Here is a 26,047-nt window from a genome sequence, read left to right as displayed (position 1 = left end):
ATTATGAGAGCAGTATCCAAATCAGCAATGCGCCGCTGTGCGACCGGGGTGGCCGCTCTGGCCATTCTGGCCGGGTGCGAGGGGCCTCTGGATTATGACCTTCGCGGGCAGATCGGTGGCTTTTCGACCACCAATGCAGCGCAATCCGCGACGGCATCCCGCCCGGCACCAGACAGCAGGGGTGTCATTACCTATCCGAACTACCAGGTGGTCGTGGCGCGCCGCGGCGATACGGTGCGGGACGTGGCAGCGCGGGTTGGCCTGCCCGAGGGCGAGCTTTCGCGTTTCAACGGCCTTCAGACAACGGACACGCTAAGAGAGGGTGAGGTTCTTGCACTGCCACGCACTGTTGGTGCTGGCAGCGGTGTGGACATCGCGTCGGTTGCCGGGTCTGCAATTGATCAGGTGCCGTCGTCGGGTTCGGTTCAGACCACAACACTGGAACCCGCGAAACCGGCACCAACACCCGCGCTGGTGTCAGCTGGGCCGGAGCCGGTCAGGCACAAGGTCAAGCGGGGTGAGACGGCCTATACAATCTCGCGCCTCTACCAGGTGCCGGTTGAATCTCTGGCGGAATGGAACGGGCTGGGATCTGATTTTACCGTGCGTGAAGGTCAGTACTTGTTGATTCCGGTCAAGAACCAGTCAGCGCCCCGGCAAAATGCGGCTAGTGCCGCGCCCGTTCCCGCCACGGAAGTGACGGAACCGGGGCAGGGTTCTCCGACGCCGACGCCACCCAGCGCTACGCAGCCCTTGCCGGACGAAAAAGTTGCGCCTTTGGCCGAGGCCCCCGACGTGACCGCCGAAGCGCCAACCAATACGCGCACTTCCGCGCTGTCCCTGCCGGTTGGCGGCACTATCATTCGCGGCTATGACAAGGGCAAGAATGAGGGCATCGACATCGCTGCCGCTCCGGGTACGTCGGTCACAGCTGCCGAGGCTGGTACTGTCGCGGCGATCACAGCGGACGCGGATCAGGTGCCGATCATTGTGGTCAAGCACAACAACGATCTTCTGACTGTCTATGCAAATGTCGACAAGATCACTGTCAAGAAAGGCGATAAGGTACGCCGTGGCCAGAAGCTGGCTCAACTGCGGGGCGGCGACAATGCCTATGTGCATTTCGAAGTCCGCAAAGGGTTCGAGTCCGTGGACCCCGAGCCCTATCTGAAGTGAAGCTGGATGGCCCGTACCGGGCCATGCCTTCGGCGAGAGTATTTCTGAAAAGATGAAGCCTGTCAGGCGTACGGGTCATAATCACTCAGGCGTTTTCCGGGTTCGTCGGCGAAGATCTCCGGAAGGGGTGAAACTGCTTCGATCAGGTCGATGCGAAAGACACGAAATCCATTGCGCAGCTCGCACCAGGCGGTAAGGGTCCAGACCCGCCCCCAGTATTCCATATGGAGCGGGCGGATGGTGCGTTCGGTCAAAACGCCGTCAATGCGGCGATAGGACAGGTGAAGTTTCTGACGTGATTTGATGGCTGCACGGATCGGGGCCATATGGGCAAGGCCCCTTGCGGCATCGGCAAACGGGTAGACCGCGAATTTCCAGCTGTCCGCCTCGGCCACGACCTGCGTTGGCAAAACAGCGTCGATCTTGTCGGCAAGCGACTGTGCGGCAGCCTTCAGGTCAGTATCCGCGGCCTCGGCCACGATGGCCATGCCAAGATTCAACGCCTCAAGCTCGGCTGTGGTCAGGTTCAACGGGGGCAGGGTGATCTGCTCGCGCACCATGTAGCCGACACCGCGCTCTCCCTCGACCGGAACGCCCGAGGCAACAAGCGTATCCATGTCGCGATAGATGGTGCGGACCGACACTTCAAGCCGGTCCGCAATGTCCTGCGCGCGGTGCAGTTTGCCATCGCGCAGGATCTGGATGATATCGAACAGTCGGTCAGTGCGGCGCATGACACGCCGTTCTGACTGCGTTTAGGCAGTCATGTTCCATAGGACTTTCTCGTGACGCATCTGGATACTATCGGGATTGATGACCGCCATCATGCCTGCCGCACATTCCTGTTGCGGAAACTGCGCAGCGGCGTCCTCTGCCGCTTTCAAATCGGTCCAGACAACATAATCGGTCCAGCGACCATCTTCGCCCTGGCTAAGCTGCCGATGGGCGAAGCCCGGCGCGCTGCGCACAAAGGCCTCAGAAGCCTGACTGAGTTTCACGAACTCTTCCGGCGTGGTGCCATTGGCCAGCGTGAAGGTGACGATTTCAGCAACGTGGGTCATTTAATTCTCCATTGACCTTGTTTCGATGCCAAATCCCTAACGGATGACAACTGACATAAACCTGTCAGTTGAGAATTGCGACCCCTTAGATTCCTCGCGTTTTCCAAAATTTTTGCCCGCAACCCGTTGCAGATGCCTTTTGAGACCAGCGATCGAGGCGTAAAGACTGAGTCAGTTGATGTTCCCGGCGCGCAAACGTGCCGACGAAAAAGGAGAGAAGACATGCTCAACAATATTGGCCTTCCTGGCCTGCTGCTGATCGCCGTTGTGGTTCTGGTTCTGTTCGGACGCGGCAAGATCAGTTCGCTGATGGGCGAAGTCGGCAAAGGCATCACCGCGTTCAAGAAGGGCGTCAAAGACGGTTCGGAAGAGCTGGAAAAGGACGCTTCTGAGCTGGCCAAGGACGTCACGCCTGAAACCGAGAAAGACAAGGCGTAAGCGCGGATGTTTGATCTGGGCTGGACCGAGCTTCTGGTCATCGGCATCGTTGCCCTGATCGTTGTGGGGCCAAAGGACCTGCCGGTGCTGTTCCGCAATGTCGGACGTTTTGTCGGCAAGGCACGCGGAATGGCGCGCGAGTTCAGCAGCGCCATGAACGAGGCCGCCGATCAGGCCGGGGTGAATGAGATCAAGAAAGGTCTCAACGCTGCCGTGAACCCTGTGGGATCGGCCATGGACGGTGTCAAGCAAGCCGCGCAGGAGATGGCGAAAAGCATCGATCCTACAAAGTTCGACCCTGAAAGCGAAACGGGTAAACTGGCGGCCGAGCGGGCCGAGCAGGCCAAAAAGGTACAGGCATCAGCCGCCCGTGCCACCGCCGAGCGCAAGGCCAAGGAAGCAGCCGATGCACTGGCCAAGGCAGAAGAGGCCGAAGCCGCGCTGAACACTGAAAGCAAGACATGAGCAAAACCGACGAGATTGACGATTCTTCGGCCCCGTTGATCGAACATCTGGCCGAACTGCGCACACGGCTGATCCATAGCGTTGTGGCGTTTCTGGTCGGTATGATCATCTGTTTTTCAGTGGCGACGCCGATCTTCAATTTCCTGACCAATCCCCTGTGTGACGTTCTGGCTGAGCGCGGGCAGGATTGTGGCCTGATCTTCATCTCGCCACAGGAAGGGTTCTTTGTTGCGATCAAGGTTTCCTTATTGGGTGGGTTCATTCTGGCATTTCCCTATATCGGGATGCAGATGTGGCGCTTTGTAGCACCGGGCCTCTACAAGTCCGAGAAAAACGCGTTCCTGCCTTTCATGCTGGCTTCGCCCTTTATGTTTCTCCTGGGCGCAAGCTTTGCCTTCTACGTCGTCACGCCTCTGGCCTATGACTTTTTTCTCGGGTTCCAGCAATTCGGGGCTGAGGGTGAAGCCGTGGCCGATGGGGTCAATGCGGCACCGCTGAGTGTGGTGTTCCAGGGCTCAGCCCAGGAGTATCTGAACCTGACGATCAAGTTCATCGTGGCCTTTGGGTTATGTTTCCAACTGCCGGTTCTCCTGACTCTCATGGGGAAGGCAGGACTGGTCAGTGCCGAGGGGCTGGGCGCTGTTCGTAAATATGCGGTGGTCGGCATTCTGGTTCTGGCCGCAGTCGTCACACCACCGGATGTCATCACACAAATCATTCTGTTTGTGGTGGTCTACGGTCTGTACGAGATTTCGATCTTCCTGGTCGCGCGAGTAGAAAAAAAACGCGAGGACCAGTTGCGCGCTGACGGTTATTACGATGATGAAGCGGAAGCGGATGATGACCTGATGCAGGAATTCGAAGACGACAAGTAAATCTGCCGACGAAAATAAACGGGCGCGCCATCCGTGGGCGCGCCTTTTTCTTTTGAAACTCTTGTTGTGCCAATTGGAACGTGCTTTGAACCCCTCAAGACAAAACCGGAGGCCCATATGGACGACCAAGCCCTGAACCGTATCGCCGAGGCGTTGGAACGCATGGCACCGGCTCCTTTGGCGGCGCCTGATTTTGCCGTTGCTCCGGCATTTGTGTGGCATGTCGAACCGGATCGACTGGAACCTGTTACACATGTCAACCGGGTCGATCTGGATCTCCTGGTCGGCATCAATCGCTCTCGCGACACGTTGATGGACAATACGCGCCGGTTTGCAGCAGGGTATAAGGCAAATAACGCGCTGCTCTGGGGGGCGCGGGGGATGGGAAAGTCCAGCCTTGTAAAGGCCGTGCATGGCTCTCTGAGCGCTGATTATGCCGACCTTAAACTGGTCGAATTGCAGCGCGAGGATATGGGAACGGTGGCGCGGTTGCTGAACCATCTGCGCGCAGCGCCCTACAGGTTCATACTGTTTTGCGATGACCTGTCGTTCAGCCACGATGACCAGCACTACAAATCTCTCAAGGCTGTTCTGGATGGTGGTATTGAAGGCAGGCCAGAGAATGTGGTCTTCTATGCCACTTCAAACCGTCGCCATCTGATGCCGCGGGATATGATCGAAAACGAACGCTCCAGCGCCATCAATCCTTCCGAGGCGGTCGAAGAAAAAGTCTCGCTGTCGGATCGCTTCGGCCTGTGGCTTGGGTTCCATCCCTGTGATCAGGACGAGTATCTTGCGATGATCGACCGCTATTGCGCCGCCTATGGCGTTTCTGTTGATGCAGAGATCTTGCGCGCCGAGGCAATTGAGTGGCAAGCCACGCGCGGGTCGCGCTCTGGCCGTGTCGCCTGGCAATTCTTCGTCGATCTGGCTGGGCGCAACGGCGTGCATATCGCCTGATCCAGGCTTCACCTGGCTGCAAATATCCCCGCCAGAGGCATGGCCCGTCAGGGCCATTTCCTAAAGCAGTGCCAGAATCCGCGCAGCTTCATCCTTGGTGCTGTTCAACACGCTCCGGTCTTCCCCGGGATGAAAACGCGCACGGACGGCCGTGGGCATCGGCGCGGGTTCGACAACCGAAACCCGAGGACCGGTGCGTTCGGTTTCGACGGCCCAACTGCGGGCCAGAGCCATCTGCGCGGCCTTGGTGGCACCGTAGATGCCATAAAACTTCTCGCCAGCTTTCGGATCGTCAAAAAACACCGCATGGCCACTCTCGCCCAGAAGGGGTGAGACATAGGGGATCAGAACCGAGGTCGCGTTTGCATTTGTGTTGATCGCCTTGGCCCATTCCTTGGGGTCAACAAAATGCACTGGCGTCAGTGCTGATGTGTGGATGGCTGTGTGCATCCACAGGTCAACCTTGCCCCAACGGTCATGGATGCCACGACACAGGGTCGCCATGGCGTTTGGATCGGTGATGTCCATGGGGGCCAGAGTGGCTGACCCGCCCTTCGCCTTGATACGATCGTCCAGCTCTTCCAGCCCGCCGGTGGTCCGGGCGACGGCGACGATATGGTATTCAGGTGCCAGCGCTTCGGCCAGCGCAGCGCCCAACCCGCGAGAGGCCCCGGTGATAAGGGCGATTTTTGTCTGATCGGTCATGGCTGCGGTTTGAACCCCTGCGCGAGGGGCGTCAAGTCGCGATTAGCTTCCGGGAATGGCGATCCGCTTGGTCTGGCCGCTTTGTCGCAGCATGATGCCCTGTTCGTCGATTGCTATCACCGTACCCGAGGCGACACGGCTTCCGGGTTCAACCTCTTTCACGCGGCCCGATGACAGGCGTACCAAGGCGTGCAGTTCGGTTTTGGGCCCGAACACCCCCAGAACAGAAACAGAGTTCTTGTTTAACGCGCCCTGCTGTGTGGCCGCGCTTTTGACATTGGTGTTTGACATGGTCCGTGGCCCGGCATGAGTTCCGAACCCCTTATTTCGAGTGAGTGGTTGCCGCCCGATATCAAAACGATCAGGTGAGCAAAAGACCCACACAGACTCCACGCTTCACGACGTAGCGACCCATTTGTTAGTCCCTGTGATCGTGCAAGAATCGCCGGCGGGTTGTGGCAGATTTCCACTCATCGGTGGAACAGTATAGATGCGGGTTATACTGAACAGGGCTATCCTCTCTGGATGCCGAACGGTTTGATTCGCTGTCTGAAAAGTAACCGGACCTGCCCTAAATGGGCGAGGCCCTTCAGCCTGAGGCCAGTTTGGCCGCATTCCAAGACCCGCCCGGAACCTGCATATCCGCGCGTTTCTGGCTGACACGGCTGCTGTTTTCCAGACTGTCCAGGTAATCCGCGCTAACGCTGCCTGTAATGTAATTGCCATCAAAGCAGGAACAATCAAATCCCTGGATGTCCGGGTTGCCTTCCTGGGCCGCCCAGATCAGGTCCTCCAGATGCTGATAGAACAGTGCATCAGCGCCCAGCTCTTCACGGATCTCTTCGATCTCTTTGCCATTTGCGATCAGCTCGGCCTTGGTCGGCATGTCTATGCCATAGACGTTGGGGTATTTGACCGGCGGCGAGGCGCTGGCCACATAAACCTTCTTGGCCCCGGCGTCGCGGCACATCTGAACGATCTTTTTGATGGTGTTGCCGCGCACGATGGAATCGTCGATCAACAGAACGCTGTGGCCTTCGAATTCCAGCGGAACGGCGTTCAGCTTGCGGCGGACGGATTTCTGTCGCTCGGCCTGACCCGGCATGATGAAGGTACGCCCGACATAGCGGTTCTTCACCAACCCCTCGCGATAGGGGATGCCGGTGATTTTTGCCGCTTCCAGTGCCACGGGGCGGGCGCTGTCGGGTACGGGAATGATCCGGTCGATTTCCAGGCCCGAGTCCTGAATTTGTTTCGCCAGCGTCTGTCCCATACGCATCTGGGTTTTATAAACCGAGACACCGTCCAGCAGTGAATCCGGGCGCGCCAGATACACATACTCGAAGATACAGGGCGTCAGCTTGCCTTCGACCGCCTGAAACTCGTGCATGTTGCCTTTCAGGTCGATCAGGATGGCCTCGCCCGGGCGCAGATCGCGCAGCTTTTCAAAACTGTTGATACCAAAGGCTACGTCTTCCGAAGCAAAGGCATAATCGTCCCCCTGACCGTCGACATTGCGTTTTGCGACCGAAAGGGGCCGAATGCCAAATGGGTCGCGGAACGCCAGCATGCCAACACCTGCCACCAGACAGATGACTGAATAGGCGCCCTGAACCCGCTCCATCGTCATCTTCACACCGGCAAAGATGTTTCGGATCGGGTCCGAATTGCCGTTCACCTTGATGGCGTCAGCCACTTTGTCGGCCAGCACGTTCAGCAGGATTTCCGAATCCGATGTGGTGCGCAGGTGGCGGCTGTATTTCCCGGTCACCTTCTCGCGCTGTTCCGCTGTGTTGGTGATGTTGCCGTTGTGAACAAGATAGATACCGTAGGGTGCGTTCACGAAGAAAGGTTGCGCTTCAGCCGCGCTGAGTGATCCGGCCGTGGGATAACGAACATGCCCCATGCCGACATGGCCCAAAAGGGTTTCAGCATCCTGGGCGTTGAACACGTCCTTGACCAGACCATTGGCTTTCTTTTCCCGGAAGAATTCGCCGTTGTAGGTCACGATCCCCGAGGCATCCTGACCCCGGTGCTGCAACATCAGCAGCCCGTCATAGATCTCAGCAAAGACATCATGTGTCCGGCTTGCGATTCCTAAAATCCCACACATTCAAGGGGCTCCAACTTCTATGACGATTTCATTCGAGGATTGGCCGCAGTTCGGCACCGGACTTTCTGCATCTTCAAAGCGGAACTGTTCGCAACACAGGAACAAGACGCCGTTAGGGCGACCATCACTGCGATCAGCGCGCATTCATACAGAAAGGACAAGATCGGTGGCTCCGATTCCGTGGCGGGTTGGCCCCCACATAATGCCTATTGGCGTGGCTGTCATCAAAGGATCACAATAGCCAAATGCCGCAGGCCAAGTTTACGCATGTCGACGTAGAAAAACGAAGATGGTGACATGCGCAAACATATGTGCTGTCATGCATTTGATTGCATACATTAACTGCTAAAACTCAGCACCTCGGGGGGACCTGAATGTGGCAGCATAAACCTCCTCACAAGAACCAGGAACGGATCAGGCAGCGGTGCCATCGGTGCCGAGGATTGGGGCGCGCGTCGTGCCAGATCTGTAACGGAGCGGGTGAGATCGCCAAAAGCAGAGATGTCTTTGGAAAACCGATTTTCAGTCGATGTGACGGGTGCTTTGGCTTGAAAACAATCCGCTGCACCGCGTGCGGTGGCGAGGGGTTTGTCTGATCCGCAACAAAAAAGCCCGGCAGCGCCGGGCTTTCATGAACTGGTGATCGGCCTCTATCAGCCGTTGGAAGGCGCAGTTGTTGCCGGTTCATCGTTTCCAGCCGTGCAACTGGCGACCAGTTCTTCATACTGAGTTGTAACCCACCCCAGAGCTGCCTCGGGGTTTTGTTCCTCAATCTGGCCGCTGAACTGTTCAAACACCTTGGCCGACCGGCTCTCATCAACAATTGTGTAAGACTGGCCAGTCATGACGGTGTCGTAAACGAAGAATGCGATCGCAACCAGAAGAATGCCACGAGCGATGCCGAAGAACAGCCCCAGAGCCTGATCCAGACCGCCAAGGGCCGAGCGCTGGACCAGTGATGAAAACAGCGGTGTGAAGATACTGACCACGATCAGCGCCACCGCAAAGACCGCTGCAAACCCGGTGATCACGGACAATTCGCAACTGTCACGCAGGAAATCTCCGACGACCGGGATTTCCTTGACCAGAGGTACAGCCTGCGGGGCGAAGATGAACGCCAGAACGGCCGCCGCAACCCAACCCGCGATGGCCAGAACTTCGCGCATGAACCCACGCGAGTAGGCCAGCAAGCCTGACAGCACGATGATCAGGGCAACCACCCCGTCGATTATTGTAAAACCTTCCATGGCCCTCGCCTGTTCTTTTTCTGCCCCTCAAGGCGCGACTTTAACCTGCTCCGAAGGTTTCGCCAACAAACCCCACCAAATCTGAGGGGCGGGTGAGTGTCAGACCTGCCACAGTACCGGTTTTGCCACCTGCCGGAGCTATTGCCGCTGTGAAACCAAGTTTTTGTGCTTCTTTCAACCTGTTTTCTGTCTGCGGAGCCGGTCTAAGTGCCCCGGATAGCGAGATTTCCCCGAAAACGACAGTGTCTGAGGGCAGGGCTGTGTCCTCGCGTGCGCTGAGCAGTGCAGCAGCAACGGCCAGATCGGCGGCGGGTTCACTGACTTTCAACCCGCCGGCCACGTTCAGATAGACGTCGAGACCCGCAAAAGGAATGCCGCAACGCGCTTCGAGCACGGCAAGGATCATCGCCAGCCGCCCGCTGTCCCAGCCCACCACAGTCCGGCGTGGTTGCGAATGGGGGGACGGGGCGACAAGAGCCTGCAATTCGACCAGAACGGGCCGTGTGCCCTCAATCCCGGCAAAGACGGCAGAGCCAGGGCTGGGCGTACCGCGTTCGGACAGGAACAAGGCCGAGGGGTTGGTGACCTGCGCCAGCCCTTTGCCTGTCATCTCGAACACGCCAATTTCGTCGGCGGGACCAAAGCGGTTCTTGACCGCCCGCAGGATACGAAACTGATGGCCGCGCTCGCCCTCGAAATACAGCACCGTATCGACCATGTGTTCGACAACACGTGGGCCTGCGATCTGGCCTTCCTTGGTGACGTGTCCGACCATGATGATCGACACGCCGTGCCGTTTCGCAAAGGTGGTCAATTCATGAGCAGCCGCCCGGACTTGCGACACGGACCCCGGCGCGCTGTCGACATTGTCGGCCCACATGGTCTGGATCGAGTCGATGATCGCCAGACCGGGTTTCTCGGCTTCAAGCGTGGTGAGAATGTCGCGAAGGTTGGTTTCGGCAGCAAGTTGCACCGGCGCATTCTCCAGCCCAAGGCGGCGCGCCCGCATGCGAACCTGCGCACTGGCTTCTTCACCCGAGACATAGATTGTCTTGACGCCGGCACGGGCAAAGCGGGCGGCCGCTTGCAGCAGCAGGGTGGATTTACCGATACCGGGGTCGCCGCCAACCAACAGGGCAGATGCGGGAACAAGCCCGCCGCCAAGCACCCGGTCCAGCTCTTCCACTCCGCAGAGCGTGCGGGGTGGCGGGGATTCCTCGGTCGACAGATCGGTGAGCGTCATCGACCGCCCGCGTTTCGAGCCCAGCGATTTCTTGGCTGGGCCTGCCAACAGAGGTACGTCCTGGATGATCGAGTTCCACTCGCCGCATCCGTCGCAGCGGCCCGACCAGCGGGAATGGGATGCGCCGCAGGCGGAGCAGGAGAAGGTTGGTTTTGCCATGACGTCTTGGTGCCCGAGGACGGGCGGTTCTTCAAGCCCTTGCAGGGCTTTCCTCGTCGTCAGCGCCCTATGTCCGGGCGTTGGTTTTGCAGTGGCGTTCGGTGAGAATGCCCAAAGCGATGGAGGCAAGGATGCAGGCGGTGAACAGGTAAAGACCCCATGCGGTCTCAACGGTGGCGTAGGAGATACCTTTGGCCAGCGTGATGTAGAGCGCGATCAGGAATATGTCTGCCATGGCCAGTTTGCCGAGGATGTTGAGCGCAGGCTGCACACGGGCATCCAGCAGGTCCCATTGGATCAGCGCGGTGCCGATGGTTTTGATGTAGGGCGCGAAGAGGGCAAAGATGGTGACGATCAGCGCGAGGAAGATGTCGGATTTCCAAAGCGACTGGAGGCCGGTGATGACGCTGATTTCGCTAAGGCCAAAGATCGGCAGGAACCCCGCGCGCATCAGCGGGGCGAACCACGCGACGGGGTAGAAAACCAAAAGTGACAGTGTTGCGAAACGCAATATCATGGCGGCCAACGCTATTAAGTGTGACCGCCTGACATTACGGTGTTGGATCGTGGGTTCAAGGATGCTTGTTCAAAAGCTTATCCTGCGCGCTTCATACGAGCCATCAGGTTGGTTTTGAAAATGAACTGATGGAACAAGGCAGCCAGAAAATGCAAGACAATCAGAACAAGCATTAGCGTTTTCAGGATCTCATGCACTTCGGCGGACGCTGCTATCCCACCAAACCAGGCCAAGGCACCTGAGGCGGGCACCAGCACCATCAACGCATAGAGTGAGAAGTGCGTGATATGTGCGGCGAGCTTCATCGCGGCTGTTTCTTTTTCCGGTAGCGGCGGCGCGCCGCGGGTCAGACGTAGTGCAATCCGCCAGATCGCGAGCGCAAGGACAAGCAATCCTCCGAATACATGAAGAGCAACTGGTGCTTGAAAAGAGACAGGCAATCCGCGTTCGAATTGATCCCAGGCTTCAGACATCGGCTCGTGAAAGAGAAATTGAATTGCGATCAGAAAGAAAATGACCCAGTGAAGGGCGATTTGCGCGCGAGAATACGAAGTAGGCATGGGGAAGCTCCGACAAACTTTAACGTTGCGCTGGTTTAACGCAAAACTGTCAGATTTCCGTCGATGATTTTTGATTTATTTGTCCAGCATCACTGCTATCACCGCACCGCCTCAATCGGCCCCTCAGCGCTCCCGCTGATGAACTGCTCCACATAGGGATCACCCGAGGCATCCATCTGGCTGACAGGGCCGGTCCACTGGATCACACCTCCGTGCAGCATGGCCACGTTGTCGGCAATCGCGCGGACGGAACTCATGTCGTGGGTGATGGTCATCGCGGTGGCGCCCATCTCGGTCACAATCTCGCGGATCAGGTCGTTGATGACGCCGGACATGATCGGATCGAGGCCGGTGGTGGGTTCGTCAAAAAAGATAATCTCAGGCTCGGCGGCGATGGCGCGGGCAAGGCCCACGCGTTTTTGCATCCCGCCTGACAGTTCTGCCGGAAAACGGTCGGCCACGTCGGATTTCAGGCCCACGCGGCGCAGTTTTTCGATGGCGATCTCGCGCGCTTCCTCGGTTGGACGTTTCAAGGATCCACGCAGCAGGCGAAAGGCGACGTTCTGCCAGACGGTCAGCGAGTCGAACAGAGCACCGCCCTGAAACAACATTCCAAACCTGGCCAGAAACGCATCCCTGTCACCGGATTGTGCATCTTTGCCGTCCACGTAGATCACGCCACTGTCAGGGTGGATCAAGCCCAGAATGCACTTCAATGCCACCGACTTGCCGGTGCCCGAGCCGCCAATGATCACCATTGAGGTGCCTTTGGGAATCTCAAGGTTCATGCCTTGCAACACACGGTTGTCGCCAAAGGCTTTATGTACGTTCTCCATCCGGATCATAGCGAGAAGAACACCCCTGTGAGAACAAAGTTTGCGGCGAGGATCAACACAGCTGCGGCCTCGACCGACCCTTTGGTAGCGCGACCGACACCCTGTGCGCCGCGGCCCGAGTTCATGCCGTAATAGCAACCCATGATAGCCGCGATCACGCCAAAGGCCGCGCCTTTGACCAGAGACGATACAATGTCGCGCATCTCAAGGAAATCGACCGTGTTTTTCAGATACGCCGCCGGGTTGAAGCCCAGATTCTGCGTAGCGACAGTGTACCCGCCTGCAATCCCGATAACGTCACCTACGGCGACCAGTGCAGGCACGGTGATCAGCGCGGCCAGCACACGTGGAGCAGTAAGGTATTTCATCGGATGGGTCGACAGCGTGACCAGAGCGTCGATTTGTTCGGTCACTTTCATCGTGGCGATCTCGGCCGCGATGGACGACGTCACGCGCGCGGCGATCATCAGGCCGACCAGAACCGGGCCAAGTTCGCGCACCATGCCGATGGCGACGATCTGGGGCACGACAGCCTCGGCGTTAAACCGTGCACCGCCTGCATAGATTTGTAAGGCCAGCGCGCCGCCGGTGAAAATGGCGGTCAGGCCGACGACGGGCAGAGACAGCCAGCCGATATTCAGCAGGGCCATCCCGAATTCACGCGGATAGAAGGGTGGGCGCAGGATATGCGACGCTGCATCGAGCGCGAACAGGGCCACCCGGCCAAAAGCCGCAAGCAGGCCCAGCACGGTACGGCCCAGCCCCCCCAGCGCGCTGATTGGGTTCATTCCACGTAGCCCCGCGAATAGCGATTGCCCATTGATGTCAGGATTTCATAGCCAATTGTACCAGCGGCCTCGGCCAGATCATCAACGGTTTGGTGACCGTTGAGAATGCGCAGACGCTCCGGGTCTTTCGGCAGGTCTGTGACGTCCACGGTGATCAGATCCATCGAGATTCGTCCAACAACCGGGCAGGGTTGGTCGCCCGCAAATGTGTCGATGCCGCCGCCAATAGCGCGATGCAGGCCATCTGCATAGCCGGCAGCAACGGTGGCGATCCGGGACGGCCGGCGCGCCACCCAGGTGTTTCCATAACCCACGGTCTCGCCCACGGCCAACTTGCGCACCTGAATGACAGGAAGGTCGACGGTTACAACGGGTTTTGCACCGGCAAAGGGCATGCCGCCGTAAAGGCCGATGCCCGGGCGGCAGAAATCAAAATGAAACTCAGGCCCCAAAAGCATCCCGCCCGTCGCCGCCAGAGAACGCGGCGCGGCGACCCCATCAGTCATGTCGCGGAAGGTTTTCAGTTGTTGCTGGTTCATCGGGTGGTCCGGCTCGTCCGAGCAGGCCAGATGAGACATGATGAGCGCCGGGTTCAAGGCTTCGGCCTTGGAACGCAACTCAGCCCAGTCGGCAGGTTCAAGACCAAGCCGGTTCATGCCACTGTCCAGTTGGATACCAAACGGGTGGTCGGGCAGGGCCTCTGTGTGGCGTTGAAACTGCTCTGGCGAGTTGATCAGCGGTATCAGGTCGTTGCCGCGCAGCAGATCGGCATCGCCTTCCATATGTCCCGAAAAAACGAAAATCATCGGGCCGGGGCCAACGGCCTCGCGAACGGTTGTGCCTTCTTCTGCAGCAGCCACGAAAAACTTGCGAACACCTTCTTCTGCCAACGTGTCGCTGACAGGTCCTGCGCCCAGCCCATAGGCATCTGCCTTGACAACGGCACCGGTTTCGACCCCGGTCTTCGCGTCGAGTGTCCGCCAGTTTCTGGCGAGGGCCTGAAGATTGATCGTTAAACGTGCAGTACTCATGGGACTGTTCATGACATTGCGCCGTCCAAGGTCAAGAGGGAAAGGGCTTTTTCCGCGACAGATTGCGCCCATCAAACGACAGGTATGGCGGAAAACACCCAAAAAAGCAGACATTTTGGCGACTTACTGCTGTGCTAGGCCGTTTTCGGGATTGTCTTCACATAGGTGTTAAAGTGATCTTGTGAACAAGATCGTCCCATCGCGGCAAAAAACGGTGCGGCGGCATATCCCGAGGAAATCATGGATTTTTATACCGAACAAACGCCAGATCCGTCCGAAACAGCCCGGTTTTTCGCAGAAGTATTTTCGGCGTCGGAAGGCCCGGACGAGGGGGCGATTATCGAAGCTTTCGTGCAAGAGATGATCGATACCACCCCACCACAGGACCTGATGGTGTGCACCGCGCGACGCGATCAGGTGCTGCTTGGCTGCGCCATCTTTTCCCGAATGCTGTTTCCACAGGATGCGCGCCGGGTATTTATCCTGTCGCCTATGGCTGTCCGAACAGACAGGCAAAAAGCCGGGGTTGGACAGGCTTTGATTGCCTATGGTCTGGATTGCCTGCGGGCATCAGGCGTGAACGTGGCACTCACCTATGGTGATCCCGCTTACTATCGAAAAACAGGTTTTGAGCAGATTTCTGAGGCCACTGCACAACCGCCGCTAAAGCTGAGCCATCCGCATGGCTGGCTGGGGCAGTCGCTGGATGGTCAGGCGCTTGCGCCACTTAGCGGCCCGTCGCACTGCGTGTCTGCGTTGAACAATCCGACGCTTTGGTGAGTGCGGGGTTCAATCTGTCAGAATACAGGCGGGCGGACCTCATTCTTGGTTCGCGCACCAGATCCTGAATCGCGCGACAGGTTCACAGAACCTTTTTGCTTTGCCAACAATCAAAGGAAAGTCGGGAAAACCCAAGTAAGTCTGTCCTTTCGCGATCAATAACCTTCAATCTCGCCACCCTGCTGCCACGGCTTGACCAGATTGCCAAACCGGGTGAATTGCGCCTCGAATGACAGCTCGACCGTGCCGATTGGACCGTGGCGCTGTTTGCCAACGATAATCTCGGCCTTGCCGTGCAGGCGTTCCATGGCCTGCTTCCATTCTTCCATCTTCTCAAGCTCGTGATCGCCGGGTTTTTCACGTTCTTTGTAGTATTCTTCGCGGAACACGAACATCACGACATCGGCGTCCTGTTCGATCGAGCCTGATTCCCGCAGGTCAGACAGCTGCGGACGTTTGTCGTCGCGGTTTTCGACCTGGCGGGAAAGCTGCGACAGGGCAATCACCGGAATGTTCAGTTCTTTGGCGATTGCTTTCATGCCCATTGAAATCTCAGCAATCTCGTTAACCCGATTGTCGGACATGCCGCGGCAGAGTTGCAGATAGTCGATCACCAGCAGGTCCAGCCCATGTGTGCGTTTCAACCGTCGCGCGCGTGCGGCAAGCTGAGAAATCGGAAGGGCGGGCGTGTCGTCGATAAAAAGCGGGCAGGCTTCAAGTTCTTTGGCCGCATCCACGAAACGGCGGAATTCGGCCTCGGTCATGTCGCCCTGACGGATCTTGTGGCTGGAGATTTCGGACGCCTCGGCCAGAACGCGCCCGGCCAGCTGTTCGGCGCTCATCTCAAGTGAGAAAAAGCCGACGACCCCGCCGTCAATCGCGCCTTCGGAACCATCCGGTTTCAGACCGCGTTTGTACGCTTTGGCCACGTTGAAGGCCACGTTGGTCGCCAGCGAGGTTTTCCCCATCGACGGACGACCTGCGAGAATGATCAGGTCCGAGGGGTGAAGACCACCCAGTTGTTTGTCGAGATCGACCAGACCGGTCGAGATCCCAGCCATGCCGCCACCGCGCTGGTAGGCTTCGTTGGTGACATTGACGGCTTCTGTGACCGCCTTGAGGAAGGACTGGAACCCCTGTTCGGTCTGGCCCTGCTCGGAAAGCTGATAAAGCTGTTGTTCGGCCTCGACGATTTGTTCTTTCGGTTCGCTGGCTACATCGACCCGCGCGGCCTTGTCGGAGATGTCGCGGCCCAAACGGATCAACTCGCGCCGGATGGCGAGGTCATATATCATCTGGGCGTAGTCATGTACCGCAAAGGCGCTGATCGACGCGCCGGCAAGCTTGACCAGATAAGCTGGCCCGCCCAATTCCTTCAGGCCCTCATCCTCGGCCATGAAGGATTTCAACGTCACAGGCGAGGCCAGCGCGTTCTTTGCAATGCGTGCGGCGGCGACCTCATAAATGCGGGCATGAACCGGGTCATAGAAATGCTCGGACCCAATGATCGAAGCGACCCGGTCGTAAAGGTCGTTATTCGTCAGAATTGCACCCAGAAGCTGCTGTTCAGCCTCAATGGAATGCGGCATGGTTTCGGCGTTCTGAATATGCGCCGCTGCCTGCTCGATACTGCTGATCTCGTTCATCATGTCCCCGCTGCCCGTTCCGAGGTTCTACACGCCACACCCCGGTTCAAGCTATCTGCAAATGAATGGGGGTAAGTTGGTATAACTGCCCCCCGCCTTGGGATAACTGCCCACCCCAATGGGGATAACTTAGCCCTAGTTTTACACGGGCGCAGCGTTATCGCAACATTTGGTGTGTTGGCTGGATATCTTGACTAGATAGGCGCGCTTTGATGCGATTCGAAAATCAACTATCCCCAAGCCATCCACAGGCTGAAAATCACGATTTTCGCGCGTCCTGCCAGCCTCGCGGGTCGTTCAGAAACGCCTCGACCCCGTCAAGTGTTTCCTGATCAAAGGCTTTTTGCGCCTTGGCCTCGGCCAGAACGTCCCACCACGTGCAAAGGTGATGCAGCTTTACACCATGGTCGCCCAGCGTCTTCTCGGTTTCGGGGAAGATACCGTAGTAAAAAATCACAGCCGTATGCCCGCAGGTGGCACCAGTCTCGCGAATTGCATCGACGAAGGACAGTTTCGAACCGCCATCGGTAGTCAGGTCCTCGACCAGCAACACGCGTTCACCTTCGCTCATTGCGCCTTCAATGCGGGCGTTGCGCCCGTACCCTTTGGGTTTTTTGCGCACGTAGGTCATCGGCAATGCCATACGTTCGGCCACCATCGCGGCAAAGGGGATGCCCGCAGTTTCGCCGCCCGCAATGTTGTCAAAGGCTTCAAAACCCGCGTCCCGCATCACCGTAACGGTCAGAAAATCCATCAGCGTGGAACGAATGCGCGGGTAGGAGATCAGCTTGCGGCAATCGATATAGGTCGGGCTGGGAAGGCCACTTGCCAGCGTGAACGGCTCGCGCGCGTTGAAGTGGATGGCCTTGATCTCCAGCAGCATCCGGGCCGTCAGGCGAGCGATTTCAGTGCTATCGGGAAAAGAACTGGGGATCATGGCGGGACCTCGGCGATGAAATGATGTTTCGGGCTGATAGCCCGACCCTTGGCCCGGAGTCGAGAGCTGTTGGAACAAAAGAAAAGCGGACCCCCCTAAGGTCCGCTGTTTCCGGGTAGTCAGCTATGCGAACACCATTGTCGCTGCGTTACCCTTGCCCGAACATGTTGACCCACCGGATCAGCATTGGTGCCAGACAAATCAGCAATAGGACAGGCATCATGCACATGGCCATCACGGCAGACATCTGCACAGGCAGACGGTTTGCCTTTTCCTGGGCGCGAAGTTCTCGGTCAAGCCGCATGTCAGTGGCGAAGCGGCGTAACGATGCGGATATGCTGGTTCCGTACTGGTTGGATTGCAAAAAGGCGTTCGCGAACGAGTTCATCTCGTCGATACCGACCCGGTTCGCCATGTCCAGAAAGGCGGCCTGACGTTCTTTGCCTGCCTGCAACTCCAGTTGAAGAACCGAAAACTCCTGCGAGATTTCCGGAGCTGCCTTGGCCATTTCATGCGAGACCCGGATCATCGCCGCGTCAAAGCCCAGCCCGGCCTCGATAGCGACTTGCAGCAGGTCAAGCGCGTTAGGCAGGCTGTGTTCGATGGCCTGGCGGCGTTTCTTTATGCGGCGCCGCAACCACAGTGCCGGGCCATAAAAGCCCAGGACCATCAGTGCCGTCACGATCTGCATTGTGTTTATCCAGGTAACACCCTGCAAAAGGTCGGCGATCCCTAACTGAACTTGCGTTTCGATCGGCAATGCCATGGTTGCGACGAACGCGGCAGGCAACACAAATCCTAGGACGACCCGAAAGGTATAATAGGTGCGAATGGCGTGCTTTTGCCGAATCCCGGCCTGTTTCAACAGCTTCCCGATCCTGGAGCGTTCGCGTTTTGACGACGGGACGAAGGCCTTCAGCAGCCCGTGCGGGTCGCTATTGTCACCCTGGATAAGGTCAAAATCCTGCCCATGCCCTTGTGAAACCGACCCAACGCGCATACGGCGTGCTGCCGTGTTTTCACTTGCCGTAAATCCGGAAAGGCCCATGACGACAAAGAAAACACTAAGGGCAATTCCGACCAACAGGATCAACTGCGGTGTGATGCGCGGATCGTTTAGAATGTCCTGAAATATATCCATATCCCAATTCCCCTTAGAATCTGAATTTAACCAGCCGCTTCAGGATGAAACCCTGGGCAATTGTCAGGCCAATGATCACCTGGGCGAAATACGGAAACAGCGGATCGCTGCGTACGTCGCCGTAAAATGTTGGGGAGGAGACCTCGATCGAAAGATAAATGATGACCGGCAAAATCGTGAGGATAAGGCTGCTCAGGCGACCTTCGGCGGAAATTGCCTTGATCTTCTTTTGCATCGTGTGCCGGTCCCGGATGGTCTGGGACAGAATGCTTAGAACGCGGGACAGGTTGCCGCCAGTTCCATGCTGAATGCCGATACTTACAGCAAGGTATTTTGCATCCTCTGTTCCGACGCGGTGCGCAAAGTCGTGAAAGGCGGTCGCGACGTCATCACCATAGTTGATCTGGTCTTTGATGATGCCAAACTCTGACCCGATCGGATCCGGCAGATCAGAGGCAACGTTTCCAACCGTCACTGCAACGGGATGCCCCACCTTCAGCCCCCGGGCCATCAGGTCTAACGCGTCTGGCAGTTGTTTCGTCAGTTTCTTCGCGCGGGCGTCTTTCATGGCGACCAGCACGATAACCGGGCCGATGAGGCCGAACACAGCGCTCAGAATGACTGCCAGTTCCGGTGCAAGGAACCGGGAGGCCCCGAAAAAGATCATCAAAACCAGAAGGGAGACGGCGAGAACCACCCAAACCGGGTTGACCGCCAAACCGGCTTGCACAAGCAGACGACGAAACCGCGTAATCAGCCCGGCTTTTTCACCAGCAGCCAGCATTGCGGGATCGCGAAGCAGCTGCAACACCTGATCCGTCGAAGCCCCGTTCTGGATCAGTTTCATGCGGCGGTTTCTGGCTTCGCCATGCGTTTCCTTGCGCGCCAGAAGCTGGTGAACGCCTTCGTAGGCAAGCAGAATACCCAGAAAAATCGAAATATAGATCAGGATGTTCAGTATGTTGGGCTGAAGGTCAATCATGATGTCGTCACCCCATGAATAAACATGTTGGTGTCCACATCGACACCCGCCGCCACCAGCTGGTCGAAGCATTTTGGCCGTATTCCGGTTGGCAGGAACTCTCCCAGAACGTCGCCGTTTTCAGACTTGCCACGGCGCTTGAAGACAAAGATGTCCTGCATCGTGATCGTATCGTCTTCCATGCCCGTGATTTCGGAAATACTGACGACCCTGCGTGTCCCGTCGCTCAGACGGCTGAGTTGCAGGACGATCTGAATGGCCGAGGCGATTTGAGACCGGATGGTTCTGACGGGCAGGTCCGCCCCCAGCATCGTCACCATCTGTTCGACCCGGCTGAGCGCATCGCGGGCCGAATTCGCATGTACGGTCGTCATGGAGCCGTCATGCCCCGTATTCATGGCCTGAAGCATGTCAAAGCATTCGGCACCACGGACCTCGCCGACAATAATGCGGTCAGGCCGCATCCTGAGCGCGTTGCGCACCAGATCCCGCTGCGTAATCACCCCTTGACCTTCCGAGTTGGGGGGACGGGTTTCCAAGCGGACGACATGGCTTTGCTGCAACTGAAGTTCGGCCGCATCTTCGATTGTCACGATACGCTGCTTGCCGTCGATATAGGATGAAACGGCGTTCAGCATTGTTGTCTTGCCCGAACCGGTGCCGCCAGAAATCAGAATGTTCAGCCTGGCTTCGACCAGCGCGGCCAGAAGCTTGGCTGCCTGTTCGTTCATGCTGTCCCGCTGGACCAACTTGTCGATGGTCAGAGGATTGCGCGAGAATTTGCGGATCGACAGCGCCGGCCCATCAACTGAACACGGGCGGATAATCGCGTTGACCCGGCTTCCGTCTTCCAGACGCGCATCGACCCATGGCTGGGATTCATCAATACGGCGGCCGACCCGGCTGACGATCTTGTCAATGATCCGAAGCAGATGGCGTTCGTCGCGAAAGCGCACGGAGGATTGCTCCAGCAGGCCAAATCGTTCCACATAGACCTGATCATAAGAGTTGACGAGAATGTCGTTGATGGTCGGGTCTTCCAAAAGGGGTTCCAGCGGGCCCAGACCCATCACTTCGTGAATGAGCTCATCAACAAGGGCCGTAAATGCCTCGGACCGTAAATGAAGGCGTTCGGCCTCGATCAGCCCTGTGACCAGCGCGGCGATCTGACGTTTCAGTTCGGACCGTTCGACCTTGTCGATCACAGACAGGTTCAGACGGTCGAGAAGCTCACTGTGCAGGCGGCTTTTAAGCTCCAGATGTGCTTGCAGGTCAACGTCCACCGGTTCTGGTGTTGCTTTGGACTTTGGCACCTCGATCGGCCGTTCCAGAATCAACACGTTCGACTTGGACGCGGCCCGGCGTGATTTGTACTCGTTAAACACGGCGATCTCCCATTATGCAGTTTTTTGTGTGGCTGGCCGGGTGCCTTCGGACATGGACGCAGCCAGTTTCGTCAGGGCCTTGCCAAGGTCCGAATGCGGCTTCATGTCCACAATCGGTCGTCCCAGATCGACCGCGTTTCGCGCAATCTTGGGGTTGTCCGGCAGCCAGTGCTTCAGTTTCGTTTCCAGCACTTTTTCGGCCTCGCGAACGTGTGCGGGTTTGATCAGCGTCTTCCGTTCGCGGTTCACGACAACCTCGACGGGCAGGGCCACGTTCGCCTCGCGATAGAAATCGATCAGGCGCCGGGTCTGGCGAACACACGGAACCGTGGTGTCAGTAACCAGTGCAAGTTGGTTCGCGCGTTTAAAGATGGGTTCGACCCATTCCACAACGGCACAGGGCAGGTCGATGACAACATAGTCGTACCGGCGCTGAAGCAGGTCGAGCATCCCCTCGATCAAGCCCGGTCGTATGGATTGAAGCGGAATCAGCGGCACGGGCGCGCACAACACATCAATGCCGAGCGTATGGTTCTGAAGGATCGACGTCAGGAAATGATCATCCGGCTCTTCCTGATTTTCGATGAGTTGGAGGCATCCCCCGTTATCTTCTAGATCCAGAAACACGTTCGCGTTTCCGAATTGCAGATCAAAATCCAGAAGCGCGACGCGGTTTTTCGCCTTTTTCCTCAGGAAGGATCCTTTCCCGCCCACCAGTGAGCAGGCAAGGTTGACTGCGACCGTTGACGCTCCGATTCCACCGCGGGATTTTGCAACCGGGATCACCGTGCCAAGGGCAGAGGGGCCATTTTGAATGAACCCTTGCGGAAGTGAACGGGAAGAGATTTTTTCTGCTACTGCAGCTTTCAGCCCATCCTCGTCAATGGACAGGGGCAGAACCTCGTCGATGCCGATTTTCCGCAGTTCGCGGGCGACCGAGATCGAAACATCATTCTGCGTCAGCGCGACAAACAAGGTGTCGTCTTGTCGATGGGTCAGCAGGTCTTTGACAGCCAGAACCTCGCCCGCGTCGCAGGGGTCGATTTCGAAAATAACCAGGTCATGCTTGAATGCCAGATTGCGTGCTGTTCCGTTCAAAGCTTTGAAAGAACCCGCATTCTCTGAGATTTCGTTATTTTGACCGGCGGGAAAGGCATTGGCGACCACCTGAGCGACGGTTTCGCTTTCAGATACAAGCATGACAGAATGTGAATTGAGATTGGAAACGTTCTTAACCATTAACCTGACTCTCCTGATGCCAGGTCTTCGGCAGGCAGCGAAACGCTGAAATTGGAAAACCCGGCTGTTGAAGGAATTGTGCTGCTGGTCGCGCCCGCGGCATTTGCAAGCGCGGCCAGCGGCGACACGAACTGAAAATCATTCAGGTTCAGCTCAACCGTGACCATGGGCGTGTAAGGGCCACCCAGGAAGCCCAGATTGGAATTGAAATCATAGGAAAACTGCAAGGCGTCAATCGTCGTGCCGGGGGGCAGCAACGGGTTGATGCGCCCCCAGATTTCAGATGCCGTGGCGTTGGCGGTATCACCCACACAAGGTGGTGTTACGGGGTCGGCACATACGCCAGCCGACGCACTGCATGGGGTGCCAAAGCGAGGGGACAACGCGGATGTTCCCCGCGTGTGGGTTTGTGGCACACCCGGACAGGCCGCAGGGCGCACCACAGCGATGCGCGCCGCCAACTGTGCGGCTTTTTGCGCGTTCACTCCGCTGTATGATAGCCGGCCAAAGTCCAGCAATGCCAGGAACAGGAAGGAAAACAGGGACACAACCAAGGCAAACTCAACAAGAACCCCACCATTTTGGTCGCGCAGCATCTTGTCCGCGACCTGGCGACAGATGGCGCGATTATTCCGCAACCTTGTCATTGGCCAAATATCCGCGATGTGTCAGCGACGTCGGTGGTTATCGATGACGCGCCGCTGCCGAAAAGCTTCAGTATGCCCCCCAACGGGAACTGAACGGTGATATTGGCGCTTACCTGACCGACGGGCGCCGGGTTCATGCGATACGTGCCGGACACGCAGGACAGGCTGGGTGTTACCGAGTTGACGGTTATGCTGGGGGGAAACAGGCTGTTGCCATGAATGTCACGCTCGACAATCCCTTTCAGAGTTGTGCTGAGCCCCGCGACAGTTCCGCCAGACGAACAGATATCCGAGGGCGTGACGCGCGACATATAACGGCTGGCATCCCGGACCCCGGCAATGACCGACTGGTACGACCACATGAGGCGTGCGGATTCCAGTGTCACCGCCAACAGCAGCAGCATAATCGGCATGACAAGGCCAAACTCGACAAGGATCGCGCCATCTTCGTTTTTGGCGAAGCGTTTGAAAGGGGATTTGAGGCGAATACACATGAACACTCTGCCCCTATCGATACAACTGTACGACGTCGCGAAAGATGCCGCCGAACCCGTTGCCGCCGCTGCCAACACCGGTCACATCGGGGAAACCGACGACCTCTCCGTGGATGTCGAAACTGGGGGGCGAGCCGCCGTCATCACCCACCGGTTCAGTCAGGAACACGGCAACAAATTTTGTGACTGGAACTCCGGTAGTCGAACCGGATACCGGGTTTTGCGCGCAATCAACACCAGCAGCCGTAACAACGCGCCGCGCCGGGTCTTCGGACATCTGGCTGGAACACATCGGGCGGCCGGTTTCAGCAAGCGAAGGGTCCAGAATGGAGTTTGCGTTCGGCGGCGCGTGTGGGTTTGTATTTCCGTAGGCTATTTCCCTCAGATACATTCCGTAACGCGTCCCGGCGAAAACGGTATCCGACCCGGACAGCGCGGGCAGATGCGTGTCGCTGCCTATGCCGTCGGCAATCCCATCAGCCAGATCGTGGTTTCGATTAAGGTACCCGGTTCGATCCCAGTTGCCGTCACCGAAACGGTTGTTTCCACCGCAGGTGCCCGCCGTCATGCACAGGTCGCGCCCCAAACCTGTTGTATCAGGGGTCGTCTGTTCATTACCCTGAATGCAAGCGCCGCCACCGTTGCTTTCAATCCCCTTGATCACATTTGGTGCGGGCGCGAAATCGATATTGTTCTTCTCACCGTTGAGAACCGAGCGGTAGATGTCAAAGCGGACGTTGAATGCAGCGTTGGTAATGCCGTTTTTCTGGCCGGGTTCGGTGTTCAGACCATTGGTCAGAACACATTGGGTGATCTGGCTTTGCGCCGCGATCAGACAGGCCAGCTTATTGCCCCCTTCGTCGGCACATACACCCGAGCTGTCTTGGAAATTCGCCAGATCAATAAAGCCGAAATTGCCCGGACCCCAAGCCGTTCCGTTGCCGCCACTGCGCAGCAATATCTGGTCGCCTACGGTCAAAGTGGATTCCCAATTCGGGGGCAGGCAGAACATTAGGGGTGAGATATCGCACGCCGCTTTCGAGTATCCGGCCACTGCCTCGGCTGAAACGCTGGCAGCAGAAAACCCAGCCCCACCAAGCATTTTGTCCAGCGCCGAAGCCAGGCTCATCGTCAGGGATTTAGGTGTCAACACGATCTGCGCGAACCTGGCCTTTCGTGGATCGGTTGTAATATCTGCGCCAAGCGGGGTCAGATCCGATGCCGGAAGCGCCGAGTGAAACAGGAGGGTATAATCCGAAGATCCTGAAAGCGTGGTCGCCCCGTTTGCGAATGTCTGGCTGTCGCTGACAAGATTTGCTGCTGCATTTGTGGCTCGCGTAATCGCGTCCGGTTGGCCGTCCAACTCTCCCGCTGCGGCCAAAGCTACGTTGTCGGCGAATGACTGAAGCTCTGCATGTGTCGAATTCAACCGGCCAACGTCCAGTGTGATTGCAAAGAACCCAAGGAATGCGACCAAAGCAGTGCCCCACAGGATCGCGACGGTGCCGTTCTCCTCTTGGGCGAATGCGGATATGATAGCGCGAGTTGGCATGGCTGAACTTATTGACCGGGTGTCTGACTGACTTTGATTGGGCGAATGCGGGGTTTGACGCGCGGAGTCGCGGACGCCGGCGCAAGCTGCGCATCTTTTTGGGTATCAGGTTGCAATTCGGCGGCGGGCGCAGTTTCTGTTGCCTGTTCCGCTTCTTCCTGTTGCCGCTGGATGGTCACAACCTCAGTCTCGGTTCCCCGGCGCAGCTTTACAGTGGGTTGAATATCCACCTTTTCTACCGGTCCTTCCTCCTGCAACAGATCGCGCAGGCGAACCATCTCCATGGGTTCATCCTCGACGCTGTCCAGGGTGCGCAGTGTCAGGCTCAGGGTTCCGGCCTTTTGAGCCAGGGCCAGACGTTGACCTTGCTGCGGGGTCACTTCCACCGTAATCGTGCGGGCGACCTCCGGCTGATCGCTTAATTCTTCCGACTGCTGGTCCACGCCAATGACGCGAATATTCTGCAAGATGGTGACCGCGCGCAGGTCCTGCTTGGCACCTTGGGTCAAGACGATATCAACGTGATCGCCTGGGGTAACAAAACCGCCCACGGCTGTTACAGCATCGACCTCGATCGCCATGGCGCGTGTGTTTTCACCCAACTTCTGAACAAGGGTGACTTTTTCTCCAAAGTTCGAAACCTTGGAAAGAAGCATTACTTCGCCGGGATAGAACCGGCCCTTGGCGCGCCGCAGCTGACGGCGATTGTTTGGAACAAGTACATCAATGTCCGTGAAAACTCCGGCCGGGAGCGCCTCGCGCGGCCAGGGGTGAATTGTGACGTCGTGCGCTTCGATCGTTTGACCAAACGCGATTTCTGATCGGGCCACGTAGATCTCAACCAGATCGGCATCTGGCGAGACACCGGCAGTGCTTGTCTTAAACTGAATGTGATCTTTCGCCAGGTAAACGGAACCGGACGCTATCGCAATTCCAAACAGTGTAGAAATGATTGGCCTGATACGCATCACTCTCTCCAACAATTACGTTCTGAAATATGGAACTTCGGTCGTCTTGTTTTTGCGAAATTCCTGGCGGTGAACTCTGCGCCGCAACAGTGGCGCGGCGGC

28 protein-coding genes are annotated in these 26,047 nt (G+C 57.5%); 6 read left to right on the top strand and 22 right to left on the bottom strand.

All coding sequences use genetic code 11. The annotated features are described in order from the left end of the window. Positions 1 to 3 precede the first annotated feature (3 nt). Complete coding sequence (locus ACR0D9_RS05780) at positions 4 to 1,176, top strand: peptidoglycan DD-metalloendopeptidase family protein (protein ID WP_480485430.1); 1,173 nt, start codon at positions 4 to 6, stop codon at positions 1,174 to 1,176. Positions 1,177 to 1,238: 62 nt separating this feature from the next. On the opposite strand, the gene ACR0D9_RS05775 is transcribed toward ACR0D9_RS05780, so the two are convergent. Next, the gene (locus tag ACR0D9_RS05775; RefSeq protein WP_480480622.1) at positions 1,239 to 1,910 is read right to left on the bottom strand and encodes a helix-turn-helix transcriptional regulator; all 672 of its coding nucleotides are present in this window, start codon (positions 1,908 to 1,910) and stop codon (positions 1,239 to 1,241) included. 21 nt (positions 1,911 to 1,931) lie between these two features. Beyond that, positions 1,932 to 2,237: a hypothetical protein gene (locus ACR0D9_RS05770; protein ID WP_267364188.1), complete on the bottom strand. Its 306-nt coding sequence runs from the start codon at positions 2,235 to 2,237 to the stop codon at positions 1,932 to 1,934. Between the two features lie 222 nt (positions 2,238 to 2,459). Here ACR0D9_RS05770 and ACR0D9_RS05765 point away from each other — a divergent pair, with 222 nt between their 5' ends. The 4 genes from ACR0D9_RS05765 (at position 2,460) to ACR0D9_RS05750 (ending at position 4,975) form a co-directional block, all read left to right on the top strand. Further along, complete coding sequence (locus ACR0D9_RS05765) at positions 2,460 to 2,675, top strand: twin-arginine translocase TatA/TatE family subunit (protein WP_209503727.1); 216 nt, start codon at positions 2,460 to 2,462, stop codon at positions 2,673 to 2,675. 6 nt (positions 2,676 to 2,681) lie between these two features. After that, positions 2,682 to 3,140, top strand: a complete 459-nt coding sequence (tatB, locus tag ACR0D9_RS05760) for a Sec-independent protein translocase protein TatB (RefSeq protein ID WP_209503728.1) — start codon at positions 2,682 to 2,684, stop codon at positions 3,138 to 3,140. Next, positions 3,137 to 4,015, top strand: a complete 879-nt coding sequence (tatC, locus tag ACR0D9_RS05755; protein ID WP_267364186.1) for a twin-arginine translocase subunit TatC — start codon at positions 3,137 to 3,139, stop codon at positions 4,013 to 4,015. The genes tatB and tatC overlap by 4 nt, the downstream gene beginning before the upstream one ends. A 117-nt stretch (positions 4,016 to 4,132) precedes the next feature. Continuing rightward, a complete protein-coding gene (locus tag ACR0D9_RS05750) occupies positions 4,133 to 4,975 on the top strand; it encodes an ATP-binding protein (RefSeq protein ID WP_267364184.1) in 843 nt (280 codons plus the stop codon). Positions 4,976 to 5,035: 60 nt separating this feature from the next. On the opposite strand, the gene ACR0D9_RS05745 is transcribed toward ACR0D9_RS05750, so the two are convergent. The 10 genes from ACR0D9_RS05745 to alr form a co-directional block, all read right to left on the bottom strand. Continuing rightward, positions 5,036 to 5,680, bottom strand: a complete 645-nt coding sequence (locus tag ACR0D9_RS05745) for an SDR family NAD(P)-dependent oxidoreductase (protein ID WP_267364183.1) — start codon at positions 5,678 to 5,680, stop codon at positions 5,036 to 5,038. A gap of 42 nt (positions 5,681 to 5,722) precedes the next feature. After that, positions 5,723 to 5,971, bottom strand: a complete 249-nt coding sequence (locus ACR0D9_RS05740; protein ID WP_209503732.1) for a hypothetical protein — start codon at positions 5,969 to 5,971, stop codon at positions 5,723 to 5,725. A gap of 298 nt (positions 5,972 to 6,269) precedes the next feature. Beyond that, entirely contained in the window at positions 6,270 to 7,793 is a 1,524-nt protein-coding gene (gene purF / locus ACR0D9_RS05735; protein ID WP_480480629.1) for an amidophosphoribosyltransferase, read from the bottom strand. 653 nt (positions 7,794 to 8,446) lie between these two features. Next, positions 8,447 to 9,040, bottom strand: coding sequence for a CvpA family protein (locus tag ACR0D9_RS05730; RefSeq protein WP_480485435.1), 594 nt, complete (start codon positions 9,038 to 9,040; stop codon positions 8,447 to 8,449). Between the two features lie 40 nt (positions 9,041 to 9,080). Then, entirely contained in the window at positions 9,081 to 10,442 is a 1,362-nt protein-coding gene (gene radA / locus ACR0D9_RS05725) for a DNA repair protein RadA (protein WP_480538008.1), read from the bottom strand. A 67-nt stretch (positions 10,443 to 10,509) separates the two neighbouring features. Then, on the bottom strand, positions 10,510 to 10,959 hold the full coding sequence (locus ACR0D9_RS05720) for a paraquat-inducible protein A (protein WP_480485439.1): 450 nt from the start codon (positions 10,957 to 10,959) through the stop codon (positions 10,510 to 10,512). Positions 10,960 to 11,036: 77 nt separating this feature from the next. Further along, positions 11,037 to 11,519, bottom strand: a complete 483-nt coding sequence (locus ACR0D9_RS05715; RefSeq protein ID WP_480485441.1) for a cytochrome b — start codon at positions 11,517 to 11,519, stop codon at positions 11,037 to 11,039. A gap of 98 nt (positions 11,520 to 11,617) precedes the next feature. Further along, a complete protein-coding gene (locus tag ACR0D9_RS05710) occupies positions 11,618 to 12,364 on the bottom strand; it encodes an ABC transporter ATP-binding protein (RefSeq protein ID WP_480485443.1) in 747 nt (248 codons plus the stop codon). Then, positions 12,361 to 13,143: an MlaE family ABC transporter permease gene (locus ACR0D9_RS05705; RefSeq protein WP_480480639.1), complete on the bottom strand. Its 783-nt coding sequence runs from the start codon at positions 13,141 to 13,143 to the stop codon at positions 12,361 to 12,363. The genes ACR0D9_RS05710 and ACR0D9_RS05705 overlap by 4 nt, the downstream gene beginning before the upstream one ends. Beyond that, the gene (gene alr, locus ACR0D9_RS05700; RefSeq protein WP_480538006.1) at positions 13,140 to 14,174 is read right to left on the bottom strand and encodes an alanine racemase; all 1,035 of its coding nucleotides are present in this window, start codon (positions 14,172 to 14,174) and stop codon (positions 13,140 to 13,142) included. Before alr ends, ACR0D9_RS05705 begins: the two co-directional genes overlap by 4 nt. Before the next feature lie 240 nt (positions 14,175 to 14,414). Between alr and ACR0D9_RS05695 the strand changes: the two genes are divergently transcribed. After that, a complete protein-coding gene (locus tag ACR0D9_RS05695; RefSeq protein ID WP_480538004.1) occupies positions 14,415 to 14,954 on the top strand; it encodes a GNAT family N-acetyltransferase in 540 nt (179 codons plus the stop codon). A gap of 155 nt (positions 14,955 to 15,109) precedes the next feature. On the opposite strand, the gene ACR0D9_RS05690 is transcribed toward ACR0D9_RS05695, so the two are convergent. The 10 genes from ACR0D9_RS05690 to cpaB all read right to left on the bottom strand — a co-directional run bounded on the left by ACR0D9_RS05690 (position 15,110) and on the right by cpaB (position 25,945). Next, a complete protein-coding gene (locus tag ACR0D9_RS05690) occupies positions 15,110 to 16,600 on the bottom strand; it encodes a replicative DNA helicase (RefSeq protein WP_267366870.1) in 1,491 nt (496 codons plus the stop codon). Positions 16,601 to 16,859: 259 nt separating this feature from the next. Then, entirely contained in the window at positions 16,860 to 17,537 is a 678-nt protein-coding gene (locus ACR0D9_RS05685) for an orotate phosphoribosyltransferase (RefSeq protein WP_480485449.1), read from the bottom strand. Positions 17,538 to 17,685: 148 nt separating this feature from the next. Beyond that, positions 17,686 to 18,678 (bottom strand): type II secretion system F family protein, encoded by a 993-nt coding sequence (locus ACR0D9_RS05680; protein ID WP_480538002.1) that lies wholly within the window; start codon positions 18,676 to 18,678, stop codon positions 17,686 to 17,688. Positions 18,679 to 18,691: 13 nt separating this feature from the next. Next, positions 18,692 to 19,660, bottom strand: a complete 969-nt coding sequence (locus tag ACR0D9_RS05675; protein ID WP_480480649.1) for a type II secretion system F family protein — start codon at positions 19,658 to 19,660, stop codon at positions 18,692 to 18,694. Then, a complete protein-coding gene (locus ACR0D9_RS05670) occupies positions 19,657 to 21,045 on the bottom strand; it encodes a TadA family conjugal transfer-associated ATPase (protein WP_480485453.1) in 1,389 nt (462 codons plus the stop codon). The genes ACR0D9_RS05675 and ACR0D9_RS05670 overlap by 4 nt, the downstream gene beginning before the upstream one ends. A gap of 12 nt (positions 21,046 to 21,057) precedes the next feature. Then, complete coding sequence (locus tag ACR0D9_RS05665; RefSeq protein WP_480538000.1) at positions 21,058 to 22,284, bottom strand: CpaE/TadZ family protein; 1,227 nt, start codon at positions 22,282 to 22,284, stop codon at positions 21,058 to 21,060. Continuing rightward, positions 22,284 to 22,931, bottom strand: coding sequence for a TadE/TadG family type IV pilus assembly protein (locus tag ACR0D9_RS05660; protein ID WP_480504943.1), 648 nt, complete (start codon positions 22,929 to 22,931; stop codon positions 22,284 to 22,286). The genes ACR0D9_RS05665 and ACR0D9_RS05660 overlap by 1 nt, the downstream gene beginning before the upstream one ends. After that, positions 22,928 to 23,425, bottom strand: coding sequence for a TadE/TadG family type IV pilus assembly protein (locus ACR0D9_RS05655; RefSeq protein ID WP_480485459.1), 498 nt, complete (start codon positions 23,423 to 23,425; stop codon positions 22,928 to 22,930). The genes ACR0D9_RS05660 and ACR0D9_RS05655 overlap by 4 nt, the downstream gene beginning before the upstream one ends. A gap of 13 nt (positions 23,426 to 23,438) precedes the next feature. Next, complete coding sequence (locus ACR0D9_RS05650; RefSeq protein ID WP_480485461.1) at positions 23,439 to 24,977, bottom strand: pilus assembly protein TadG-related protein; 1,539 nt, start codon at positions 24,975 to 24,977, stop codon at positions 23,439 to 23,441. A gap of 8 nt (positions 24,978 to 24,985) precedes the next feature. Further along, positions 24,986 to 25,945, bottom strand: a complete 960-nt coding sequence (cpaB, locus tag ACR0D9_RS05645; protein ID WP_480480662.1) for a Flp pilus assembly protein CpaB — start codon at positions 25,943 to 25,945, stop codon at positions 24,986 to 24,988. Between the last annotated feature and the right edge of the window lie 102 nt (positions 25,946 to 26,047).

Source organism: Ruegeria sp. AK11, assembly GCF_056541095.1.
Note: the sequence above shows the minus strand (reverse complement) of the source record. Positions and strands in the feature narration are given on the sequence as shown.

What these genes read in the sequence shown, in the direction of transcription:
- purF (WP_480480629.1), bottom strand. Translation starts at nt 7,793, where the DNA reads ATGTGTGGGATTTTAGGAATCGCAAGCCGGACACATGATGTCTTTGCT.
- ACR0D9_RS05715 (WP_480485441.1), bottom strand. Translation starts at nt 11,519, where the DNA reads ATGCCTACTTCGTATTCTCGCGCGCAAATCGCCCTTCACTGGGTCATT.
- ACR0D9_RS05730 (WP_480485435.1), bottom strand. Translation starts at nt 9,040, where the DNA reads ATGGAAGGTTTTACAATAATCGACGGGGTGGTTGCCCTGATCATCGTG.
- ACR0D9_RS05710 (WP_480485443.1), bottom strand. Translation starts at nt 12,364, where the DNA reads ATGATCCGGATGGAGAACGTACATAAAGCCTTTGGCGACAACCGTGTG.
- ACR0D9_RS05740 (WP_209503732.1), bottom strand. Translation starts at nt 5,971, where the DNA reads ATGTCAAACACCAATGTCAAAAGCGCGGCCACACAGCAGGGCGCGTTA.
- ACR0D9_RS05660 (WP_480504943.1), bottom strand. Translation starts at nt 22,931, where the DNA reads ATGACAAGGTTGCGGAATAATCGCGCCATCTGTCGCCAGGTCGCGGAC.
- ACR0D9_RS05695 (WP_480538004.1), top strand. Translation starts at nt 14,415, where the DNA reads ATGGATTTTTATACCGAACAAACGCCAGATCCGTCCGAAACAGCCCGG.
- ACR0D9_RS05650 (WP_480485461.1), bottom strand. Translation starts at nt 24,977, where the DNA reads ATGCCAACTCGCGCTATCATATCCGCATTCGCCCAAGAGGAGAACGGC.
- ACR0D9_RS05775 (WP_480480622.1), bottom strand. Translation starts at nt 1,910, where the DNA reads ATGCGCCGCACTGACCGACTGTTCGATATCATCCAGATCCTGCGCGAT.
- ACR0D9_RS05665 (WP_480538000.1), bottom strand. Translation starts at nt 22,284, where the DNA reads ATGGTTAAGAACGTTTCCAATCTCAATTCACATTCTGTCATGCTTGTA.
- ACR0D9_RS05705 (WP_480480639.1), bottom strand. Translation starts at nt 13,143, where the DNA reads ATGAACCCAATCAGCGCGCTGGGGGGGCTGGGCCGTACCGTGCTGGGC.
- ACR0D9_RS05720 (WP_480485439.1), bottom strand. Translation starts at nt 10,959, where the DNA reads ATGATATTGCGTTTCGCAACACTGTCACTTTTGGTTTTCTACCCCGTC.
- ACR0D9_RS05680 (WP_480538002.1), bottom strand. Translation starts at nt 18,678, where the DNA reads ATGGATATATTTCAGGACATTCTAAACGATCCGCGCATCACACCGCAG.
- radA (WP_480538008.1), bottom strand. Translation starts at nt 10,442, where the DNA reads ATGGCAAAACCAACCTTCTCCTGCTCCGCCTGCGGCGCATCCCATTCC.
- ACR0D9_RS05770 (WP_267364188.1), bottom strand. Translation starts at nt 2,237, where the DNA reads ATGACCCACGTTGCTGAAATCGTCACCTTCACGCTGGCCAATGGCACC.
- ACR0D9_RS05750 (WP_267364184.1), top strand. Translation starts at nt 4,133, where the DNA reads ATGGACGACCAAGCCCTGAACCGTATCGCCGAGGCGTTGGAACGCATG.
- ACR0D9_RS05655 (WP_480485459.1), bottom strand. Translation starts at nt 23,425, where the DNA reads ATGTGTATTCGCCTCAAATCCCCTTTCAAACGCTTCGCCAAAAACGAA.
- tatB (WP_209503728.1), top strand. Translation starts at nt 2,682, where the DNA reads ATGTTTGATCTGGGCTGGACCGAGCTTCTGGTCATCGGCATCGTTGCC.
- alr (WP_480538006.1), bottom strand. Translation starts at nt 14,174, where the DNA reads ATGAGTACTGCACGTTTAACGATCAATCTTCAGGCCCTCGCCAGAAAC.
- ACR0D9_RS05765 (WP_209503727.1), top strand. Translation starts at nt 2,460, where the DNA reads ATGCTCAACAATATTGGCCTTCCTGGCCTGCTGCTGATCGCCGTTGTG.
- tatC (WP_267364186.1), top strand. Translation starts at nt 3,137, where the DNA reads ATGAGCAAAACCGACGAGATTGACGATTCTTCGGCCCCGTTGATCGAA.
- ACR0D9_RS05690 (WP_267366870.1), bottom strand. Translation starts at nt 16,600, where the DNA reads ATGAACGAGATCAGCAGTATCGAGCAGGCAGCGGCGCATATTCAGAAC.
- ACR0D9_RS05745 (WP_267364183.1), bottom strand. Translation starts at nt 5,680, where the DNA reads ATGACCGATCAGACAAAAATCGCCCTTATCACCGGGGCCTCTCGCGGG.
- ACR0D9_RS05780 (WP_480485430.1), top strand. Translation starts at nt 4, where the DNA reads ATGAGAGCAGTATCCAAATCAGCAATGCGCCGCTGTGCGACCGGGGTG.
- cpaB (WP_480480662.1), bottom strand. Translation starts at nt 25,945, where the DNA reads ATGCGTATCAGGCCAATCATTTCTACACTGTTTGGAATTGCGATAGCG.
- ACR0D9_RS05685 (WP_480485449.1), bottom strand. Translation starts at nt 17,537, where the DNA reads ATGATCCCCAGTTCTTTTCCCGATAGCACTGAAATCGCTCGCCTGACG.
- ACR0D9_RS05675 (WP_480480649.1), bottom strand. Translation starts at nt 19,660, where the DNA reads ATGATTGACCTTCAGCCCAACATACTGAACATCCTGATCTATATTTCG.